The organism is Paenibacillus sp. 23TSA30-6 (genome assembly GCF_014858585.1).
Classification (GTDB): domain Bacteria; phylum Bacillota; class Bacilli; order Paenibacillales; family Paenibacillaceae; genus Paenibacillus.
Window position 1 is genome coordinate 24,051 of record NZ_SLTL01000028.1, and the last position, 21,890, is coordinate 45,940.

The following is a 21,890-nucleotide window of genomic DNA, read 5'->3' on the forward strand; positions in this document are numbered from 1 at the left end:
CATAAAAAAACCGCCAAACACAGGGTTTCTCCTTGTATTTAGCGGTTTATTTCTCTGTGAACCAAATAATTTATCGGAAATGTATACACGTTCTGCACGAAACCTAAATCTTGAAGTTCTCCACCAAAACCTGCAGCTTCTCGGCCAGTGAGGAGAGGAGCGATGCGGAGGATTCCACTTCTTGCATGGCGGCAAGCTGTTGCTCCGAAGAGGTGGACAGGGACTCCGCCCCTTCAGCCGTATGATTAGAGACCGTAACGATATTCTGAATGGCTTCAACGAGCCCTTCGCAGATCAGCGCCAACTCCCGGACTGTGGCTGATATTTGCTCGCTTTGGGCAGACATATCGGATACGGAGACTTCGATCTCAGAGAAGGAGCGTCCGGCCCATATGATCAGCTCCTTGCCCTGCAGCATTTCGTCCGTGGAACGCTTCATAGTTTCTCCCGCCTTGTCGATTTGGGGGATAATCAGACTGACCAGCTCGCTGATTTGTCTGGCGGATATGGCCGAACGTTCGGCCAGCTTGCGGACGGAGCCGGCGACAACGGCAAAACCCTGGCCCTCTTCTCCGGCGCGCGCAGCTTCTATCGCCGCATTCAGCGACAGCAAGTTGGTCTCCTCGGCGATGCTGGCGATGGTGCCGACGATGTTCTCAATCTCCTTGGAATGACTGCTAAGCGTATCAATAATGCTTGAGAGATCACCGATGCTTTCGCTCACAACTCCCATTTGGGAGGTGGTGGAATGCATCGATTCCTGGCCAAGACGCGCTTTCTGAACATTATCGGCGGCCTTATTCATCGCGATGTCCGCATTGCCAGCAATATTGCTGATGAAGCGTGACATATCCTGAACGGCTTTATAGCTTCCTTCCAGGTTTTGCAGTTGGGTATGCGCCCCATCGGCCAGCTCAATCGTAACATTCACACTGTGCTCTCCAGCACGGTTCGTTGCCTGGGCGCTGGCAGACAGCTCCTGAGAGGAAGAAGCGACCAGCATGGAGGTGTGATTGACCTGAGTAATCAGGTTGCGCAGGTTCATTGTCATATCGTTGAAGTCGCGGGCCAGATTCCCGATTTCATCCTTGCTTTTGAAGAGAAGCGGTTCATGGGTAAGGTCGCCCTTTGTAATAGTGTTCACAGAGGTTGACAGCTTGGTAAGCGGACTTACCATACGGCGAATCAACAGGTAAGCGACAAGGATAGCCACGATGAAGATGGAGCCGCCAATAATGAAGGGCTGAACAATAATATCCAACGTCCGTTCCTGAATTAACGAGCCGTCAAAATTGATAGCCATCAGTGCAACAATGGGCTTGGTGGGATCATGGTCCTGATAAATGGGGCCATATCCGGTTTTGAGCGAGGTTACTTCATATGTATAAACCTTGGAGTATGCGGAATGCTTCATAGTAGTTATCATTTCCTTGTCTTCGTCCGTGAAGTAGAAGGAATCGCCAGCTTGATAGCCTCTTTGCTTGAAGTTGGCATCGGCGGCGAGAATTTTTCCATCCAGAGAGAGAATGAAAGCCTCTTTAAAAATAGGCTTATGTGCTACAATCCAGCCGATTCGGTCTTCAATGGCAGCAAGTTTGCTGTTATCTCCACTGACCAGAGCCGATATATCCGCAGGATCTATAAGGCCAGTCGTAATATTGGCGCAACCCACCAGCTCGATCCCAGCAGCTTCATCCACTTGATGGTAAGCGGTACGATATCCGAAGTATCCAATGGAGGAGCCTACGAGAAGCAGTATGATGAGCATCATCCAAGTTAATTTTGTTGCCAGCTTCATTATTTGAACCACCAATCCTGACTCTAATAAATTTTTGTGACAATCAGTTTTTCACTGCTACGATTATAGCCTATCAACACTTACTATAATATGGCATTCCGGTGTCGGAATATGTCGTTTTTTGTGAGAATAGTCACTGTTTTTTGTAAATGGGGACGTTGCAGCGAGCGGCAGTCATTAATGGCGCGGTGACGACAACAATAAGCGAATGAGGTGAGAGCTACGTTGAATAACGATAAAAAAACCGCTAAACACAGAGGTTTACCCTCGTTTTTAGCGGTTTTTTTTCTATGAATCAAATGTTTCATCGGTAACAGCTGTATTCAGCTTTATTTTTTAAGGGCTAATAAGAGATTAACTATGGTATCCAGTTGAAGCTCCAGCGAATAAGGATCTTCCATCACAAACTCATCCCCTTTATCGCTGAATGAGCCATACATATAAACCTGTCCTTTTTTTACAGCCGGAAGGCCTTTCCATAGCTCACTCTGCAGAATCTGATTGGCCCCTTCATCTTCTGAGCCATATACAAAGATGTGATCTCCCATATACTCAAGTAAAACCTCAAGCGAAATATTTTCAAATCCTTCTTTCATGTTCAGTGCTTTCTTTGTAGGTGGCAGCTTTAGCATCTGATAAATGGTCGGACTTCCGTAATTGCCGCCTTTCGCTGCCAAAACATATATCGATTTATTGGCGACTTGTACAATTGAAACCGTCTCTCCGTCGTTAACGATACCTTGAATTTTCGTTCTGGCCTCTGCAGCTTTCTTCTCATATTCAGTAATCCACTGCTCGGCTTCTTTCTGCTTGCCAAAGATTTCACTGATTCTGCGGAATTTATCCAGCGGCCCCGCTGTAGATTCGCCCTCCCAATATGGCAGGAACACAGTTGTTCCAACCTTTTGGTAGCTGTCGATGTTTTTTTCTATCGAACCTATAATTAAATCCGGTTGCAGAACCGTCAGTTTCTCCAGATTCATAGGGAATTCGCCGAGATCCTTGATTCAGGCCAACTTCTCTTTGGGATATCCCGATTTATCAATCCAAGCCTCATTCAGCATAAAGCTTCTGACTCCTACCGGAATAAATCCCAGTTCAAAAGATGACCCATATACTGATCAGATGCAACTCGTTTCGGGTTTGCAGGTACTTCTACATCTCCTTTTAGTGTCGATACTATTCTTGTTTTTGCTTGTACCGTTGCTTGTCCATCCTCATTGGATGATGTCGTTGTAGGTTTAGCCTCTATTTGCGAGCTTCCATTTGTATTTGTAGGAGCGGAACAAGCTCCCAGCATCAATGATAAACACAGCATAATCATCATGGCCGTTATTTTGACTCTTCCGTGCATAAATAAATCTCCCTCCGCGTTATACCGATATTGATAATCAATATCAGTATAACGTGTGAAAGGTGTCTGCTGAAGGGCATATGTTAGCAACGTTTGGGGCATATCCTGATCTTGCTTCCTGACATGATGCTGCCGTTCTTTTTTGAATCGTACAGGAGAAAGTCCCTTGTATTTCTTGAAGCTGCGGCTTAATGAATGAGCATCCGGATACCCCACACTCTCCGCAATTTCCTGTAAAGTGGCGTCCGTCTGCATTAAAAGCTGAACTGCTCAAATGGATTCAAGTGTCATAGATCGGCTGGAGTACTCACGAATATATGCTACAGCCTGCGATACAAGGTCGGGCTTAAGGGGGGCACTGCCCTGCCGATACAACTGCTGCAATAACTCATATACAAATTGATGAAATAAGGCTTTGACATGCAGTTTACCAAGTCCGGAAGCCTCGCGCCATTCTTGCTCCAACAGCTTCACTTTATCATACAGGGGCAGCGGATAATGAGGTGCGAAGGCATACTGATTCTGAAAAGGATTTTTCTTTTCCAGCAGTTGTGCAATCTCCTTGCGACTGGGTAAAGCCAACGTTGCCTTGTACAGAATGATGTAATATTCAAGCACATGAAAACGCTCCACCTTATGAATGCTGTCGTCCAGCAGCACTCGCGCACTTCCGCGCAGAGTAAACAAGAACGCACTAGCCGGAAGTCTATAGCTCCGCAACTCCTCCCCTTTACCCATTTTCTTATGACGAACATCCATCACTTGTATAAAAACATGATTCCAGAGCAAGATGTGATCATTTAATTTCATTGCTTTTGTCCAGCCCCCGATCCAAACCATCCACGTACCTGATCGCATTCACATTCAACTATAATACATTATAGTTGATAATTATTCTCACAGGCAATGAAGTGATTTTGTACGGAGCCTCTACTTTGTACTGTCCATTTTTCTGACCGCGTTCTCCGCAGCCTCCATGATTACTTCTCCCAGTGTAGGATGGGGATGAATGGTTAGAGCCAAATCTTCTATGGTTGCTCCCATCTCAATAGCCAGAGCAAGCTCCGAAATGAGCGTTGACGCTTCGACACCCACGATTTGCGCACCCAGCACGACTCCCGAGTCCTGTTTTGCTACGATTTTGATATACCCCTCTGCTGCTCTCAATGCCAATGCCCTGCCATTAATCGTAAAAGAAGCTCTGCCAATAACAATCGGTAAGGATTTTTCCTTTGCTTCTGTTTCACTTAGGCCCACACTAGCCAGCTCCGGTTCAGAAAAGACAACCAGCGGTATGGCTTTATAATCCACTTTAGCAGCCTGACCTGCAATCGCTTCTGCTGCGATCTTCGCTTCATAGGAAGCTTTATGGGCAAGCGCTGGACCCGCCGTAATATCTCCAATGGCAAAAATATGCGGAATAGCCGTTCTACACTGCTCGTCTGTCTCGATCAATCCCCTGCTCGTCACTGGCAAGCCAATACGCTCCAGTCCTAACCTGCCATCCGTATTCGGTTTTCTGCCTACAGTAACTAATACAAACTCTGCGGTGACATGATGCTGCTCCTGATCTTTTGAATAATGCAGCGTAATGGTATCCGCATTCTGTACGGCTTTCTCGGCTGTCGCCCCAGTTACGATGCTTACACCATCTGTTTTCAACTGCTTAACAACAGGGGCCACAAGGTCCTTCTCAAATCCCGGCAGTACCCGTTCCCCTCCCTCCAGAATCGTTACCTTTGTTCCAAATTTGGCATACATCTGTCCAAGCTCAACGCCGATATATCCACCGCCTATGACGACTAGACTGGTTGGAACCTCTGAAAGCGAAAGTGCCTCTGTAGAAGATAAAATACGCCCTCCGAACGGAAATGCATTCAACTCGATTGGACGGGAACCGGTTGCCAATATGGCATACTTAAAGGAAATCGTTTGTTCCGCTCCATGTTGCTTGATGATGGCGGTATGCTCTTCAACCAAGCTTGCCTCCCCTTCCAGAATGCTCACTCCTGCCGTTTTCATTAAATAGCCGACTCCGCCTGCCTGCTTAGTTACAACCCCCTGTTTGAAAGCTTGAGCATTCACGAATGACGCTGCTGCATCTGTCTGATTGAACTGCCTGAGTACCTCATAGCGATGTGCTTCGGCAATTAAAGCTTTAGATGGAATGCAGCCCACATGCGTGCAGACTCCACCTAGCTGACTGCGTTCGACAATCGCTGTCTTCATTCCAAGCTGAGAAGAACGCAATGCCGCCACATAACCTCCCGGACCTGATCCAATGACCAGTGTATCTACAGATTCAAGCTTGCTCATAACCAAATACCCCCTGTTAAAATAGCCTGATTTAAATATGATGATCATAATATATTATAGTCATCATATTTAAAATGCGTCAATAGTCGTGATCAACCATGCTGAAGTTGTCGTGGCAAGAAGACCAATTGACACGTTTTATTATGATGATTATAATATTTTGAAGTTAGCATTATGAAGCCGTGGAGTGATTACAATGCCTTATCCAAAAGGCCATAAGATGAAAGTGCGGAGTAAGATCGTTGAAAGTGCTGCCCAGGCTTTTCGCGCCAACGGTATCCACGATGTAAGTGTGCCTTTTATTATGAAAGGCGCCGGATTAACTCACGGCGGGTTTTATTCACACTTTGACAATAAAGAACAGCTAGTCGCCGAAGCCTGTCGCTATGCCGTCAGTAATACCCTTGCACTTCTTCAGAAGGCCGTTGACCAAGAAAAGCAAGATCCCAAAATTAATGTTGTCATCGACTACTATTTAAGCACCCATCACCGTGATCGAACAGAAATGGGCTGTATTATTCCTGCCCTTTCCGTAGAAATAGCCCGTTCTTCCGAAGAAATCCGGCAGATATTCACGCAGGAGCTGGAACGAATGATTACGTTTATCTCCAATTTGGCGGGAATGGATCTGTCCAAAGCTAGGGCATTGTTCAGCAGTATGGTCGGTTCTCTTGTGCTTGCACGTTCTGTTAATAATCCTGAACTGAGTGACAGCCTTCTCTCAGCAGGCAAACAACACGCCAAAGCGCTGGCTAACAGTTGAATGTGAACATGTTTCACGTACGCAAAAAAGCCGCTAAACACCAAGAAATCCTTGTTGTTTAGCGGCTTTTTCCTATGGATCTAAACTCCAAAACGGGGGTAGCGATCGGTCAGAGATTCGAAGTCTCCACCTGCCAAATCTCAGTTATGTTCCAAATCGTTTACGGTAACCGCATTTGCGGCACAGCTCTTCCACCGCTTCTCTCTTGGAGAATCCGAAGTACAGACGGTTTGCACGCTCCCCTTCCACAATGTCGGAAAAAGATTGTTCGTGCACGTTACCTAAATTAATGACACCTTCTCCATCAAGACAGCAAGGGACCACTGTTCCATCCACCAATACCGCCGCCTGGCTACGGAGTGCATGGCAAAAGCCTTTTCCGTCATCTTCCGGGGCGCTGAGGCTCGGCCATTCAAATTCATGATCCTGATTCAAATAAACGTTTGGTGCGATTTTGACCCCACTGCCCGGTATCACTTTTTCCTCAATCCGATAGTCCAGTCCAAACTCTTGCTCCAGTCGTTCAAGTGTTTCCCGGTTGCGCTGACGCTGCACATTAGTCAAATTATCTTCAGTCAAGTTCCAGAGACGGAACGAAATAATGACATTGTGTTTCACCGCTTCTCTTACAAACGTAAAAATATTGCCCAAATACCCTTCACGGTCTACCGAGCCTTCATGCCCATCGAAGCTGTGAAGCGAAAAATTCATCTGCCGTAGCGCGGGTTTACCCAACAGCTTATGTCCGGTTTTGGGTAGCAGAGTGCCGTTGGTGGTAATATTCACCTTCAAACCTTTTTCATGAGCGCTTTCCAGCAAAAGATCAATTTTCGGATGAAGCAGCGGCTCTCCTTTTACATGCAAATAAATGAAATCCGTATGCGGCTTGACCTGGTCAAGAACGTCGCGAAAAATTTCCGGATCAATAAATTTTTTAACACGCTGCGTCTGAGGGCAAAAGCTGCAAGCGAGATTACAGATACTTGTAATTTCAATATATACCTTTTTAAAAGTCTTCAACATGATTTCCCCATTCCAGCTACTATCCTGAACATCTGCTTATGCTCACTAATCTTATGATTATAACGGGTTATCACTGACAGGTAAATCATTTATGTTCGTTCATTTGCTCATCCTTTGCTGTCGTCAATTTGCTATTGACCTTAGGTCTGACCTAAGGTTTATAGTGAAGTTATTCAACTACCAGTAAGGAGTCCTGTCATTGAAAGAACACATTACGATCAGCCAGCTTGCTCAGCTCATGAATGTATCTGTACATCAACTGCGATATTTTGAAGAAAAGGGAATCCTATATCCATCACATACTGAAGAAAATCAATATCGGATGTACGGGCTTCATGAGATTTATCAGCTTTCGCATATTTTATTACTACGTAAATTAAATGTCCCTGTCGGTCAGATTCAAGAATGTATGACTTCCTATGCTGCCGATGATTATAACCAGCTTTTAGAGCAATCGTTGCAGAAGGTACAAGCTGAAATAGCTAACTTGAAGATGCATGAACAGTTTATTCACAAAATGTTTGAAGAACATAATAATCGGACCCAGCAGGGCGATGAGTATCAGGTCAAACGATTAGGTCCCCGTCATTTAAAGCTATGGTTTGCATTGGAGAATGGTCAAGAGCTCACTGCCGGAAACCTATTTAAACACCGCCCTGCCCCACCTCGATTATTTGAAAATGACCTGCATTACTTGTCTGATGCCGGACAGGTGAAGCTATGTTATGAAACGGCGGATGTGGCTGACTATATTCTGGAAGAAGGCAACTATCTTTATAAGCATCTTTCCGTCATTGAAGAACCTGAGATTGATTATGAAATCAAACAAATGGAACGATATGTAGCTCATCATCGATATAACTGCCAAAGCAAGATTGTTCTAGTAGAAAAATCTTATCTTTCGATGTTCGACAACAACAAGCTGCAATATGAAATTCAAGTTAAAGTAGAATAAATCTTGGAGGGCGTTACATGAGTGCAAAATCCTTTGACATTGTTGCATACCAGAAACAAGACCATGAAGCTGTTTGCAGTCTTTTAGTTGAATCGTTTAAAGCAAAATTCCAATCTCTTGTTACACTGGAGGATCAAGCTATACAGCAGTTGTTAATGAAGGTTTGGGTTCAGAATCCTTATTCTACATCTATGAAACAATTTGTAGCCAAAGAGAACGAAGATGTTGTCGGTGTTCTTTCCCTCAAATGGAAGGCCCCCTCCTCTTCACTTCCTAAAACAAACCCCATTTCTTTAGCTCCGCTCCTAAAACAGTTTGGTTGCTTCAATGTATTTAAATTTTTGACAGGTATGCACGCGCTGGAGTATACCCCCGCTGCAAATGAGTGTTACATTGATCATTTGGCGATTCGTTCAAGTCATCGTAACCGGGGAATAGGACGCCGTCTTCTAGCTTTCGCACAGCAATTTACGGTTGAATCTGGTTTTCATGCATTGACGCTCCATGTAGCGCATAAGAACCAAGGGGCTATCCGTTTGTATCACAAACTGGCGTTTGAAGTAGAACAATCCAAGTATAATGGGTTACGGCATTTTTGGTTCAAGGAGCCTGTATGGTATCTGATGAGTTGGAAAGAGAATCTGCATTCGAGGAGAGAACATCGTTGAAAAAAACATTCAAGCTTACTTTTGGTATTGCGGCAGCTCTGGCTGTTGCCTTGATACTAATTGTTCTATATCAAAATTCCTACAAGATGACAGAAGAAAAAATACAAATTAAGACACCTAAAGGGCTGTTAACAGGTACATTAGCTTTGCCTAAGAACTACTCGGGAAAGGTTGGATTGGTTGTTTTTGTCCATGGGGATGGTCCTATTAATGACACATATGATGATGGATACAAACCACTGTGGGAAAAGTTCGCTTCCAAGGGTTATGCCTCCCTGTCACTGAATAAGCCCGGTATTAACAGCGCTCCTGGCAATTGGCTCGACCAAAGCATGGAGGACCGCGCACAGGAGATCCGATATGCAATAGACTGGGCAAGAAGCTTACCTGTAGTTGATAAGCAAAAAATCGGCCTATGGGGAGCCAGTCAAGCAGGATGGGTCATTCCGAAGATCGTTAAAGAGGAGCACAATATTGCTTTCAGCATCCTTGTATCGCCTGCCGTGAACTGGATTTCCCAAGGACAATTTAATACCAGAAAAGAAATGGAACAAGAAGGAGCTACTCCGCAAGAAATTCAAAAGACATTGAACTACGATCAAGAAATTCTACAGTTACTGAAAAAACATGCTTCTTATGAAGAATATCTAAGCATAGCCGATCCTGACGATATGATTTCCAAAGAAAGATGGAGCTTTATAGGCAAAAATTTTCTGTCTGATTCCACCGAAGAATTAAGTCACTTCCATTCTCCTATACTCTTGGTTCTGGCTGGTAAAGATATTAATGTTGATGTAAAGGATACCGAGCGAGTATATCGCCAAAAAATACCTTCAGAGCTGCTGTCCGTGATTCATTTACCTGAAGCCGACCATTCCATGATGGATGAAAAAATCGCGCGTTCAAAATCTCTAACTTTTTTAACAGCCGTATTCGCCCCAAGAAAATTGGTGAATGACGAGTACCTGAAAATCCTTGCCGATTATGTCAGTCAGCGTTAAACAATGATGTTCTTTTTTGCCATACTTCTTTTGAATATGCTAATGAAAACCCCATCGAAAGATAAAAGGGCTGACCGGAACCCACAAAAATTCTTTCTGCACCTTTGTCCTTGACTCTTTTTATGGCTTCATAAATAACGGCTTTTCCAAGCCCCATTTTTCTATACTTAGGTATCGTACCTACCGGCTCCAGTATTCCTATTTTATTTAGCTCGTCGTACCAGAGAGTAGTGAAAGAAGCAACTTCATTGTTTTGATCCAGGATGACTACATCCAATTCCGGTATATAATCAGGGGCATTTCTCAATGATATATAACATCGTTCAGCGACATTATGATCTAGATAATCGCCCTTGTAATACCCAAATGCTCTTCCATGAGCAAACCCTTTTTCAAAATCCCCCACTTCATTCGCATCCGAAATTCTAAACCCTTTTGGTAATTCTACCTTTACATCATGGGGTACATTCATATAGGACGTCGTTTCTTTCCCATCCTGCAAGATATAACTTCTTTTTTTCAAAAGCTCCTTAAGTTGTTCTCCCTCCTCGTTTACGATTAAATCTAAAGTGGTTACTCCCTCATTGTGTAAAGCTAATTTCATTTCAGCATAATCTATTAATTCATTTAGAAATTCATTTGAAAAATCTCGATCTGCAAGCTGGAAATAGGCTTCACCTATGTTACCTTCTCCTTCCGGGTGAACAACAGCAACAATTTCTTTATGCTCATCCTCCCAAATCCCAACAGTCTCAGGCCACATTTCAAATGTATTGTGCATGATTTGTCCCCAATATCTACAAAAATTCCATCGATCTATAAACCAATTTTTGAGGTTGGGGCTACTTTTGAGGGAGTGTTTCAAAAAATCTCTAATCCTTAAAAAGTCATGCGTTTCGAATTTTTTCTGAGTATACTTCATTATTTACCTCCTGCTCTTCTGCAATGACCTTATTGTAAAGATTCTGGAAGTTTAGATATATGCCAAGTTCTTTTATCAAATGTTTGTAACGTTATACTTATAAGAGGACAACAAAAACCCACAGATCATCTCTGCGGGCACATTTTTTATTTTTTTGAATATACGATTTTCTTAATGCGGTCTACAGACAGTCCGTATTGTTCTGAGAGTTCGTCAATGGGCACCCTCTCGCTGAATCTTGCACGTATCTCTTCGTTCCGAATGAGATAATAAAGGGCTGCGCCTGAGCTTTCTCCCCATCTCCGACGCTCACTTGGACGACTTGGGATATAAATGAGTTCTCCTTGTATATACCGCTGAACTTCCTTAAGCAAATCATCAGGAAGTAGATCAGTTGCCTTCAAATAATTCATGTAGGGCTCGCTCCTTAAAATAAATTTTACATTTTAAGGGCAAAGCCTGCGTCTGCCAATAACTAATCCTTACAGGCGAAATATATTCGCTCCATACCAAGCTTCGCCTTGTTTATTCCGCAGGCTTTGCATGGAGCAGATTGAGTACGAAATCAATGATACGATACATCGTTCCCCCTCCTTTTTGACATCATATTGGTTTTCACTTAGTCCAGTTCAATGATTAGGAACTCAACTCATGTTATTGTAAAATGCGAACTGCGATGAAACAACGATCAAAGTTACACTCGCGAACAATGGGTTGCTAGTGCTACTTGCAGAGACGTTCAGTCAACATGGAAAGAAGCATATAACCCATTTATATAAGCAACGCTCTTGTCGATATCCTGTTCCTTTGTTTCTTCTAATAGAATATTTATATAAGGTTTCTTATCTTTTAATAATTTCAGTAGAAAATTATAGTTTAATATCCCTTTTCCAACAGGCACGAACTTTATCCCATTATCCTCAATAATTAAATCCTTTGCATGCATAATCACAATTCTGTCTCCAAAAAGATCAAATGCTTCTTGGAAAACAGATTCCTGGTTTTGATAATTATTCAGGGAAATAAAGTTAGCCGGGTCAAAGATGACTTGAAGATTATTAGACGGAACACTATCCAGCAATCTTCTCATCCGCTCCGGTGTATGAATAGGATGATTAATTCCTCCCTCAATTCCCACGATTACACCGAACTTTTCTGCTTCCGCTACAAGCTCTCTGACATTTTCCACTACATCCAAAAAAGGCTTTTCAGAAAAATTTTCTTCGGTATAGACAATCTCTGGGTTTACATTCCCAGACTCGGTGCCAACAATGCTGCAGCCAAAATCACGGGCAAACCGGATATGCTCCTTGAATCGATCCAATTCTTTTCTTCTTTGACTTGGGTCAGGGTGGATCATGTTGATGTAGCAACCTAAAACCGCTATTTGTACATCTTTTTTTCGAAAAATACTACTTATATAGTGAGCAATGCCAGGACTAAAACTTCCTAATTTTGTATTTATATCATTTAGCGATTTACTTACGGCTAACTGAACGGATGTAAGTCCTTTACTTGATATGATATTCACCGCTTCTTGTAAAGGAACGTTTTCAATATCATGTGCCCGGATTCCTAAATTTGCATTCATAACCGTCCTCCATTTATATAAAGCCGCATCACATGAAATCCATGTGATACGGCTTTATTGACTTGATCATTTCAATTCACCCATGTTCACACTTATACTATTACTTCATGTTTGGTTTCATGATTATCTTTATATTTTATAAGATTTTCATACCCCACAGTGTTATTTCCCCATGTTTTTTCATATTCCCAGCCTGTTAATTGTTCAAAAACTTTTCGAGCTTCCGGTGTAACCTCTTTTTTAGAGCCGCCATTTTTCAAGCGTTTAATTTCATCCATCAAAACAACATGATTTTCTTTAGTTAATTTGTAACGATAGGAGACAATCAAACCTCCCACCAAAAAGAAGAGCGTACCAAACAGCAAGATAGAAATAATAGTTGTTACAGCTGAAGCCGGTTGTGATGATTGTCCGGATACAAAGCCTGCTTCTTGCAGTGCAACACCTACTAAAAAGACTGCTAACGCCTGTGTCCCTTTTCTGATCAAACTCATTACACCGGCGAACACACCTTCACGTCTTTGACCAGTTAAAGCTTCATCTACATCTGGAATAAATGCGTAGTTGTTCCAGGGGATGTAGTTCAAACCACCGCGTCCCAACCCGCAAATTCCAATCATAGCAAACAATAAAACGGTGTTATTTAGCGTTCCAGTGACCTTTAATACGATAAATCCAATAACTCCTGCGATAAAGAGAGTAATTGCAGTTCTATACGCCGGGGCAGGATTCAATTTAATCGTTAAGGTAAGAGCAATCCATACACCAAAAAGCTGCATGACATACATAAAGGTTAATAAGTTGGATGCGGCAACGGCATTTTGCAGGAGAGCAAAAACAACAAAATAAGTAAATACGGCGTTGAATACATCCTGACTTAAATATCCACCCAAATACATACCCAGATGGTGGCGGAATGTTTTTACTCGTAAAGTCGAGAATAAATCCGCATAGATCTTATGAACATTTTGTAAAAAAGTTCTATTACCAATCACTTCCCCTTCAGGTATTTCTTCGAGAGGACGTTCCCATGTATTTCTGTAAAGCAGTGACAATACCACTATAAATATGACAGTGAAAATAATACCTGAGTACAGGAATGTAAGAGGATCATCCTTACCCAATGCTTCCACAAGACGGCCAGGAATAAATGCAGCGAATACAGCTGAAGCCTGAGCAACAAACATTCTTGCACCTGTAAACTTCGAACGTACTTTATAATCGTTACTCATTTCAGCGGCAAGTGTATCATAAGGAATTAAAATCATTGAGTACACAATTTCAAATAAGATATAGGTTAATAAGTAATACCAGTAAGAAAAACCGGAAACCCAAATTGCTGCATAGACAAGTACAAGTGGAATGGCGGCTAATATAAAGAATTTTCGTCTTCCAAAGCGTCGGCCAAGTTTTGTTTTATGAAAATTATCTGTAATATATCCCATAGTTGGCGCTGCAATCGCATCAACAATCCGAGCAATAGCGAAAATAGAACCTGCTTGAATGGCAGTTAGGCCACAAAAAGTTGTTAAAAAGAAAAGTAACCATGCTGCTGTCAATGCAAACGCGCCTGCCCCTAAGAAATCACCTAACCCATAGGACAAATAATTAATAAATTTGGGTTGTCTAACCACTTTATTCTCCTCCATTTTGGGGTTGTATTAGATATAAGAATGAAGATATTCGGATAGGCAAAGCACAGCAAGCGATTGTCCATAAGGCATGGTAGTCTGTCTGATTTCCTTGTAAAATTCTAAAGTATCTCCCATACCTGTTCCTACGGATACCCTTTGCAATGCTCCTTCTTTATTAATTTCATTGATAATTCCGCAAATAGCCTTGTGGGCTACTTCTTTATAGTCCTGGCTGATATACCGCTTATGAACGGATTTTAAAATTCCATATGCAAACCCAGCTGAAGCTGAGGCTTCCAAATAAGAGGTCTGGTCATTAATTAGTGTATGCCATAATCCGCTTACATCCTGATAGTTGGCAAGAGCTTCAATTTGCCTGTTCAATGTATCAATTAGGAATTCACGGAGAAAATCCCCCTTTTCCAATTCCAATATTTCAATAATCTCGGGAATCGCAATGGTAATCCAGCAATTTCCTCTTGCCCAAAGCGCTTCGGCATAATTATGGTTTTCTTCGAATGTCCAGCCGTGGAACCATAAGCCTGTCTTTTTGTCCGCTAAATATTTGATATGGATTAGAAACTGCTTTTTGGCTTCTTCCAGGTATTCAGGTTTGTTTAGCAGCTTACCGATTTTCGCCAAAGGCAGCACGGTCATCATCAAGGTATCGTCCCAAAGCTGATTTTTATTCTCCGGTCCATAGGTCATATGCTGTAACCCGTCTTCTTTTGTACGAGGCATATCATGCATTACCCATTCAGCCCAATCCTCCAAATAGGGCAGGTATGTCTGGTTTCCGGTATCCTCATATAAAAATGCCAATGTTAATAGCGGCGCCATCGTATTGACGTTTTTCGGCGGTGCACCTTCTTGGATCCTTGCATTGAACCATTCATTGATAATTTCCAAAGCTTTTTGGTCATTATTTAATTTACAATATTTGTACATTCCGTATAACCCTACACCCTGAGGCCAGTTCCAAACATTCCAGCTTTTATCATCCACAATTAACCCGTCAAAATTGAGTAAAAATTCACCGCTTTGGTCTTTGATTTCTGTGAGATTATTCATTAATAAATGAATACGATCAATGACCTCTTTCTTTTCGAAAGCTTTTACCTGCAACACAACAATCCCTCCAAATAATGATCTCTTTATCTTGATTTGTCACCGCTTACACTCATACTGTTATTGTATTGAAAGTGCTTTCTTGAAACTATAAAAAAAACAGTGGATTACGTTTAAAAAACATACTTGTTTCAATACATTGTTATATCTACGGGATAACTAACGCTGGTTGCCAACGCAAAAACACCTCCAAGGTTATCTCCATATCTGACGATACGGATGAATTCTCTTGAAGGTGTTTTGATTACTTATTTTTTCCTAAAATCCTTTCAGCTTGTTTTCTAAAGGACCTCGCTCCATCTTCCGAAGTAATTTTCTTAAATAAAATCTGTTCGGATATATTATCAAGCGCTTTCATTATTTCCGAATGGCCCAGTGGATCAATCGGATCCGTGGTGCGTACATTTTGAGACACTTTTTCAACATAATCAAAGATTTTGGTTTCAACCTCGGATAATTCTGGCTTGATTCCTTTGATAACCTTTGAAGATACCGGGACACCTCGATCACCTTTGATCAACTTATTTGCTTCCATATTATTTACAAAGAAATTAATGAACTTGGCCGCTTGTTCTTTTTGTTTTGAACTCTTAGGGATTGAAAAAAACATACTCGGTCTTAAAAATAAAGAAGTTTCGTTCGCGTACTCAGGAGGCAGTTTGATGGATAAGGGTGCTTTAGCCGATTCGGCAAATCCTGAATATTGATTGGACCAGTTCCAACTCATTGCTGCATTTCCTGTTACGATAAATTCATCATGAATTCCTGCTATATGTGCTTGAACGTCTGGAGTCGGGAATGCCTTTGCATCAACTAACCTAAGCTGCCTTTTAAAGTAATCAACAAATAATTGATCGTCTGAATAGCCAAGGCCTGTACCGTTTTCATTATAAAGACGAGAGCCTTGTGTGCTTAAATAGTAAGGGAAAAATACATCGGCAGGGTACATTCCATTTGTACCATACACGTCTACAGCATTTTGGACCTCGATTGCTATTTTTTCGAAGTCATCCCAAGTCCAGTTTTCATCTTCAATTTTAATACCGGCTTCTTTTAACAGATTATCATTTGTAATAACAGAAAGAACGTTTGATCCAAGTGTGAAGCCGTATAATTTACCTGCAATCCTTCCACCGGAAATGGCGTTTTCATCAATGGAGCGAATATCAATCGTCCCATTTTTTATATACGGAGTTAAATCATCCAGTCGACCTTTTTCACCATATTGAAACAGGTAAGCTCTATCCATTTGAATCACATCTGGCAATTGGCTAGCGGCAGCCATTGGAGCAAGCCTCTTCCAATAATCCTCCCAATTTGCATATTCCTCTACAATTTTTACATTTGGATTTGCATTCTCATACATTTGAATAACTTTCAAGGTATATTCATGTCTGGATTGGTCACCCCACCAGGCTACGCGCAGGGTCACTTTTTCACTTTCTTCTTCATTATTTCCTTTATTGTTTAAATCGCAAGCAGCGACTGAAAGGAGCATTATAAAAGCTAATAATACCAAGCCAAACTTTTTCAAGCTTTAACCTCCCTTTTGCGAGTGAGCTTATATTTTCGTTTTTTAGCTCTTAGCTGGCAAAACAAGCGGTGGATTCATGTAACTTTCCGGTATTCAGATGGTGTATAACCAGTATATTTTTTGAAAACCTGACTAAAGTATTGGGGGTTGTCACCAAAACCGATTATTTTGGCCAACGTTCCCACCTTCACATCGTCCATTTTTGAAATGTACTCCACTGCCTTTTCAATTCTTAATTTAGTAAGGCAGGTTGAGAATCTCTGGCCCGTTTCCTGTTTGAACAGTTTTCCCAGATAATCTGGATTCATATACAGAATGTCATTAGCTACCATTTTTAGTGATAAATCAGGATTACCTAGATTCTCGACTAAGATTTCTATTACTCTGCTAATTACGGAAGACTGTTTTGACTTGAAACGATTATAGTACTCATTGGTCATTTTTCTGGCTGTTGCTTCGATATAATCTTTCATCTGCTGGACAGTTTCCATCTCTAACAGTGCAGATGTTCCCATGAGGTAACCTTGCATGCGATCTGTATCTACCGTCTGTACAATTGCAATATAGAGCTGTATACAATGGGATTTTGTCAAGTCAATCCCCAGGCGTAAATCCGTCATTTTTTCAAAAATACTGGTAATTCCTTTGCATACATCCTGGATATGCCCGGATTTGATTTTTAGAACAAGTTGCTGCTCATCGATAATAAAATCATTGGGGACGGCTGTATTTGCCGGTAAAATATCTTTTCTCGTTATAATGCTTCCTTCCCCCAAATAAAAACGATGTTCCAAACACTCCATTGCCTCACGGTACAAGTTCCTGGCGTTTCGGAAATAGTCCCCTTCACTTATGGCAACAGTGGTATCTCTTTTGAAATATTGATAAATGATCTCTCTTATTTGTTTAATTTTTTGATGTAATTTTTCCGAGTCATGATCATCCTCGATAAGAAACAGTGCATATTCACCAATATTGGTAGTTACCAAGACAGAGTCAAGGATCTCAGCTCCAATATTTTTGATGGCAAACAAATGCTCATAAGAAGAATAACCTTCCATCATAAAAAGAACGATTCTTACCTGCTGATTATTTATTTCAAAATCAAAAAGCTGCTGATAGAATGATAAATCATTGTCTAAGTATCTTTTACTAGTTAAGAATTCAGTTAACAGATGTGCTTTGATATAGGGCTGAGCGTTTTGATATTTTTCCCGGAGCTCGCTAATAAAGGTTTCCTGAACCTTTTTTTCGTTTAGTTCATTAACGGTATCGTTAAGTGCAGCTGTAATTTTATCCTCATTGCATGGCTTTAACAAATAATTTTTAACATCATAGTGCATGGCGATTCTCGCGTATTCAAACTCACTGTATCCGGACAGTAGGATAAATTTTATAGAAGGATATTTCTTATGCGCCTTTGAAACAAGACTAAGTCCGTCCATACCAGGCATTTTGATATCACTGATAACAATATCAGGTTTTAGTTCAACAATTTTCTCATACGCATCGATCCCGTTTCTCGCCGTTGCTACAAGTTCCGTATCCAATGCTGCCCAATCGATCACATTGGAGATACCTTCGACAATAATCCTTTCGTCATCTACCAATAACACTTTATATGACATTCTATCACCCCGTTTGAACAGGTAAAACTACCGTAATTGCGGTCCCTTTTCCCGAAAGATTTTCAATTCTTAAACCATACTGTTCACCAGCATAAAGCTTGATCCTATCATCGATATTATTCAATCCTATTCCAGTACCTTTAGGATTTACTTTGCCTTCCTTTACTTTTTGAAGTATTAGGGGATCTATGCCAGGCCCGTTATCTTCTATCCGAATAAATAGCTTGTCCTCTTCCTGATAAACATGCAATTTAATAACTGACAAATAGACGGAAGGCTCAACTGCATGCTTGAACGAATTCTCCAGAAGCGGCTGCAATATTAATTTTGGAATCTTATATTTTGCAACATAGTAGGGGATGTCCATTTGAAAATCAATCCGGTCGTCAAACCGGTATTTTTGGATTGTTAAATAGCTTTTTAAAATGTCGAGTTCTTCTTCAAATGTAATAATATCCTGATTAAAATTTGTGGAGTACCTCATGAGATGACCAAGGGCTTCCACCATGCTTGAAATTTGCTCCTGTTTATTTGTTTTAGCCAACCAATTAACGGACTCCAGCGTATTGTATAAAAAGTGCGGGTTTATCTGAGCCTGCAGTGCTTTAAATTCAGTTTCCTTTATCAGCAGCTGCTTAGAAAAGTTCTCCTGGATCAACTCATCAATTCTTTGGATCATTGTTATAAAATTCCGATAAAGAATCCCTACCTCGCCTTCATTAATCATAGAGGGATTTAATAAATTTACTGCGTGAAAGTTCCCCTTTTGGACTTCCTGCATGGTAGATGCTAATTCTTGAATGGGATTCGTAAACTTTCTTAAAAATTTAAAACCAAGGGAAATAAGAAAAACGAACATTACCATAAAAACCAGCACCAAGGTATATTTCGCAGCAGTAATCTTGGAGAACATCATGTTAAATGGAATGATGCTCCAGTATGTCCAGTCTTTAAAATCGGTTGTAATATGGCTGACAAAGGTTCTTTCCCCATTAATGTATTCAATACTATAGCCCTGATCATTTTTTGCATTGAAATGATATTCTTTAAAATCATCTATTCCTTTTTCCGAATAAAAAACCTCATCCTCTTTTGTAATCACAATATTTCCTGCTATTTCTCCGTGAGGTTTTGGTAAACCGCTTACAATCTTGTCTAAATTAACACGAACAAGCAGCTTGCCGATGGTTTCAAAGTTTAAGTTCTCATAAGACTGGATAAGGCGAACAGAAATTAAATCCCCATTATAGCCTTCCAGCTCCATCCAATGGTTTTTGCCATCATCCTTATCCGCCTGACTAAGAGCAAGTTCCTTATCTTTATTCTTTATTGGTTTGCTGCTATCCCCGGCTAAAAACTCCCTTCCTGCTGAATCATACAGATAAATGGAATGAACGTAATTTGCCGGATCTACATATTTCTCCAATTCATCTCCAATTTTCTGTTCAAGACGATAGAAATCATAGCCTTTTACATTTCCTTGAAGTTCTAATAAATTTTTTTGAATATACGGGTCGACTGCTATGTTATAACTGACTTCTTCCACTCTTTCAAGCTTCTCTTCTACGTTGTTGGATGACATCATCAGCACTTGTGAGGATTTTGCATAGATTTGCTCATCATAGAGGGAAAAAGCATATTGAAGACCTCCTAATACAAATACTAGCGTTGTCATCATAATCAATGTAATCGTTAAGAAAAGCTTTACGTTTAGCTTTGAATTTATATAAATATTTGCAAAGTAAAACCATATCTTCTTCATGAAAATTAAACAGCTCCCTCAGTTGGGGAATGATGCAAATTCGGATTTAGACGTTTTATAATTATTATTCCAAATAAAATACTTCCTTTAAATTTCTTGACACAGGACTGTTATCAGGATTTGTCTCCATTAAAGGCTCCATATAAGCCCACCATTTTTGGCAAATATCTGTTTGAGCAATTTGTTCCCATTTTTCTTCATCTTCAATTTCTAAGAAAGCAAATAAGCTCCCCGTTTCTTCATCAAGAAATATTGAATAGTTGTGTGCACCGTGCCTTTTTAGCACTTCAGCCATTTCCGGCCAAAGTTTGTCATGACGGCGCTTATACTCTTCATAATAATCAGGAAAAACATGCATAATACTCGCTTTTCTAATCACTTTTCAACACTCCAGACTTTAAAAACAATTTTGTCTTTAGCAGTATTTTAGGATGAATTTGTTTATCTTTCTTATTTATCTAAATTACACTAAAATACGATAGATGCCCTATGACGCAATTCACTAAAATATTGTTTTTCACATCTTTTCATTGAACTACTCTTCATTTACGAAATACATGTAGCTATGTGATTTCTCAATCTAGTGGATCTGCATGGATGAGCAAAGAATAAATACTAAGCGTTATGATACCGCTTGAGTTTCGTTCTGCAATGCGGGCATTGCCGCCATTTACACTGTGAAAATAAATCCCATACTTGATCAACGACAAAAAAACGGCATTTCTGCCGTTTTTTCTAAAGGATGGACTCTCAGGGACACGAACCCAGGACCAATTGATTGAGAGTCAACTGCTCACAGTCCTCAGTTTACCGCTGTAATCCATAAAATCAGGTCATATTGTTAAGAAGACCTCTTTGTTGTAGTAATTCTTTCGTACAATTCCACAGTTTATTTTGCATAGCAATATCTCCACCGGGGTCTACAGGTACAATTAAATGTCCGGTTCCGACATTAAAATACCCTCCTGTAACTGCCTGGTACTGTGGATCCAGAATTAAACGAGTCATAATATCAGCTCCTCTGCGTGGATCACCAATATGAAAAAAATTCAAAAAACGCTCAAGCATTGATGCAAACCAGAGCTCACGTCCGAGACCTGTAACATTAAACCCTGGATTCAGAGCGTTAGCACTGATCCCCGTTCCAGTCCATTGACGTGCCAGTTCACCAGTAAACATAATGTTATACAGCTTGGTTTTCCCATATATTGCAGATGAGCCTCTAGAAGTAAAAGGAGCTATATTGGTCAAATCCTCAGGGAGCTTAAGCTCGCCATGATTGCGTGAAGCCTCAGAAGCAACATTTACAATTCTGGCGCTTCCTGCATTTTTCAAGGAACGCTGTAAGGCGTGCGTCAATAACCACGGTGCTAAATAATTCACAGCTATCATTTCTGCAAATCCCTCAGAGGTTACCCGTTGTTCGAATGCATGCAGTCCTGCATTATTCAAAAGCACATCTATTTTGGGGTATGCAGTTGAAATCTCGTTCCCCATACGTCTGACATCTTTCATTAAGGATAGGTCCCCGAAAAAAAAGTCTACTTTTGTTGAGGGCACCATATCTTTTATAATTTTTTTAGTAGCTTCAGCGCGATCCTTGCTCCTGGCTGTCATGACAAGATGAGTACCACGTTTAGCCAATTCAATCGCAACGAGTTGCCCCAGACCACTCGTTCCGCCAGTTATTACAACAATCGGATTAGCCGTCATCGTGATTCTCCTTTGTGCTGAATAGTCATTGTCAATGTCAATGTAATTGGCCGTTCATTGCTTTACTCCGTTAGACCCGTCTCAAGTTTTGACATGCAGC

At 41.0% G+C, this 21,890-nt stretch carries 20 protein-coding genes and 1 tRNA gene; 4 read left to right on the forward strand and 17 right to left on the reverse strand.

Going from position 1 to position 21,890, the window contains the following annotated elements:
• Positions 1 to 103: 103 nt before the first annotated feature.
• The 5 genes from E0698_RS21070 to lpdA all read right to left on the reverse strand — a co-directional run bounded on the left by E0698_RS21070 (position 104) and on the right by lpdA (position 5,468).
• The gene (locus tag E0698_RS21070; RefSeq protein ID WP_192512821.1) at positions 104 to 1,798 is read right to left on the reverse strand and encodes a methyl-accepting chemotaxis protein; all 1,695 of its coding nucleotides are present in this window, start codon (positions 1,796 to 1,798) and stop codon (positions 104 to 106) included.
• A 329-nt stretch (positions 1,799 to 2,127) separates the two neighbouring features.
• Complete coding sequence (locus E0698_RS27100) at positions 2,128 to 2,781, reverse strand: ABC transporter substrate-binding protein (RefSeq protein WP_238354090.1); 654 nt, start codon at positions 2,779 to 2,781, stop codon at positions 2,128 to 2,130.
• Between the two features lie 95 nt (positions 2,782 to 2,876).
• Positions 2,877 to 3,407, reverse strand: coding sequence for a helix-turn-helix domain-containing protein (locus tag E0698_RS27105; RefSeq protein WP_238354091.1), 531 nt, complete (start codon positions 3,405 to 3,407; stop codon positions 2,877 to 2,879).
• 15 nt (positions 3,408 to 3,422) lie between these two features.
• Complete coding sequence (locus tag E0698_RS27110) at positions 3,423 to 3,962, reverse strand: hypothetical protein (protein ID WP_238354092.1); 540 nt, start codon at positions 3,960 to 3,962, stop codon at positions 3,423 to 3,425.
• Positions 3,963 to 4,082: 120 nt separating this feature from the next.
• Positions 4,083 to 5,468 (reverse strand): dihydrolipoyl dehydrogenase, encoded by a 1,386-nt coding sequence (lpdA, locus tag E0698_RS21080; RefSeq protein WP_192512822.1) that lies wholly within the window; start codon positions 5,466 to 5,468, stop codon positions 4,083 to 4,085.
• A gap of 196 nt (positions 5,469 to 5,664) precedes the next feature.
• Here lpdA and E0698_RS21085 point away from each other — a divergent pair, with 196 nt between their 5' ends.
• Positions 5,665 to 6,231 (forward strand): TetR/AcrR family transcriptional regulator, encoded by a 567-nt coding sequence (locus E0698_RS21085; protein ID WP_134910392.1) that lies wholly within the window; start codon positions 5,665 to 5,667, stop codon positions 6,229 to 6,231.
• Positions 6,232 to 6,375: 144 nt separating this feature from the next.
• Here the strand turns inward: E0698_RS21085 and E0698_RS21090 are convergent, their stop codons facing one another.
• Positions 6,376 to 7,254, reverse strand: a complete 879-nt coding sequence (locus E0698_RS21090; RefSeq protein WP_192512823.1) for a radical SAM/SPASM domain-containing protein — start codon at positions 7,252 to 7,254, stop codon at positions 6,376 to 6,378.
• 199 nt (positions 7,255 to 7,453) lie between these two features.
• On the opposite strand from E0698_RS21090, the gene E0698_RS21095 reads away from it, so the two are divergent.
• The 3 genes from E0698_RS21095 to E0698_RS21105 are packed head-to-tail and all read left to right on the forward strand — an operon-like array spanning position 7,454 to position 9,878.
• Positions 7,454 to 8,209 (forward strand): helix-turn-helix domain-containing protein, encoded by a 756-nt coding sequence (locus E0698_RS21095; protein WP_192512824.1) that lies wholly within the window; start codon positions 7,454 to 7,456, stop codon positions 8,207 to 8,209.
• A 17-nt stretch (positions 8,210 to 8,226) separates the two neighbouring features.
• Positions 8,227 to 8,877: a GNAT family N-acetyltransferase gene (locus E0698_RS21100; protein WP_192512825.1), complete on the forward strand. Its 651-nt coding sequence runs from the start codon at positions 8,227 to 8,229 to the stop codon at positions 8,875 to 8,877.
• Positions 8,874 to 9,878 carry an alpha/beta hydrolase family protein gene (locus E0698_RS21105; protein ID WP_134910396.1) on the forward strand — a complete coding sequence of 335 codons (1,005 nt, stop codon included), beginning with the start codon at positions 8,874 to 8,876 and terminating at the stop codon, positions 9,876 to 9,878. The genes E0698_RS21100 and E0698_RS21105 overlap by 4 nt, the downstream gene beginning before the upstream one ends.
• Here E0698_RS21105 and E0698_RS21110 read toward each other — a convergent pair.
• The 11 genes from E0698_RS21110 to E0698_RS21160 form a co-directional block, all read right to left on the reverse strand.
• Positions 9,865 to 10,800, reverse strand: a complete 936-nt coding sequence (locus E0698_RS21110; protein ID WP_192512826.1) for a GNAT family N-acetyltransferase — start codon at positions 10,798 to 10,800, stop codon at positions 9,865 to 9,867. The genes E0698_RS21105 and E0698_RS21110 overlap by 14 nt on opposite strands.
• Before the next feature lie 146 nt (positions 10,801 to 10,946).
• The gene (locus E0698_RS21115; protein WP_071640172.1) at positions 10,947 to 11,213 is read right to left on the reverse strand and encodes a CD3324 family protein; all 267 of its coding nucleotides are present in this window, start codon (positions 11,211 to 11,213) and stop codon (positions 10,947 to 10,949) included.
• Between the two features lie 326 nt (positions 11,214 to 11,539).
• Positions 11,540 to 12,391, reverse strand: coding sequence for a sugar phosphate isomerase/epimerase family protein (locus E0698_RS21120; protein WP_192512827.1), 852 nt, complete (start codon positions 12,389 to 12,391; stop codon positions 11,540 to 11,542).
• Positions 12,392 to 12,483: 92 nt separating this feature from the next.
• Positions 12,484 to 14,025: an MFS transporter gene (locus tag E0698_RS21125; protein ID WP_134910400.1), complete on the reverse strand. Its 1,542-nt coding sequence runs from the start codon at positions 14,023 to 14,025 to the stop codon at positions 12,484 to 12,486.
• 27 nt (positions 14,026 to 14,052) lie between these two features.
• Positions 14,053 to 15,153, reverse strand: coding sequence for a beta-galactosidase BglB (bglB, locus tag E0698_RS21130; RefSeq protein ID WP_337916420.1), 1,101 nt, complete (start codon positions 15,151 to 15,153; stop codon positions 14,053 to 14,055).
• A gap of 244 nt (positions 15,154 to 15,397) precedes the next feature.
• Positions 15,398 to 16,687: an ABC transporter substrate-binding protein gene (locus E0698_RS21135; RefSeq protein ID WP_192512828.1), complete on the reverse strand. Its 1,290-nt coding sequence runs from the start codon at positions 16,685 to 16,687 to the stop codon at positions 15,398 to 15,400.
• 74 nt (positions 16,688 to 16,761) lie between these two features.
• A complete protein-coding gene (locus E0698_RS21140) occupies positions 16,762 to 18,315 on the reverse strand; it encodes a response regulator (protein ID WP_134910403.1) in 1,554 nt (517 codons plus the stop codon).
• Positions 18,316 to 18,319: 4 nt separating this feature from the next.
• Positions 18,320 to 19,993 (reverse strand): cache domain-containing sensor histidine kinase, encoded by a 1,674-nt coding sequence (locus tag E0698_RS21145; protein WP_238354093.1) that lies wholly within the window; start codon positions 19,991 to 19,993, stop codon positions 18,320 to 18,322.
• Between the two features lie 148 nt (positions 19,994 to 20,141).
• On the reverse strand, positions 20,142 to 20,456 hold the full coding sequence (gene rhaM / locus E0698_RS21150; protein ID WP_007429712.1) for an L-rhamnose mutarotase: 315 nt from the start codon (positions 20,454 to 20,456) through the stop codon (positions 20,142 to 20,144).
• Between the two features lie 364 nt (positions 20,457 to 20,820).
• Positions 20,821 to 20,899, reverse strand: a tRNA-Thr gene (locus tag E0698_RS21155).
• Between the two features lie 6 nt (positions 20,900 to 20,905).
• Positions 20,906 to 21,790 (reverse strand): SDR family NAD(P)-dependent oxidoreductase, encoded by an 885-nt coding sequence (locus E0698_RS21160; protein WP_192512830.1) that lies wholly within the window; start codon positions 21,788 to 21,790, stop codon positions 20,906 to 20,908.
• Between the last annotated feature and the right edge of the window lie 100 nt (positions 21,791 to 21,890).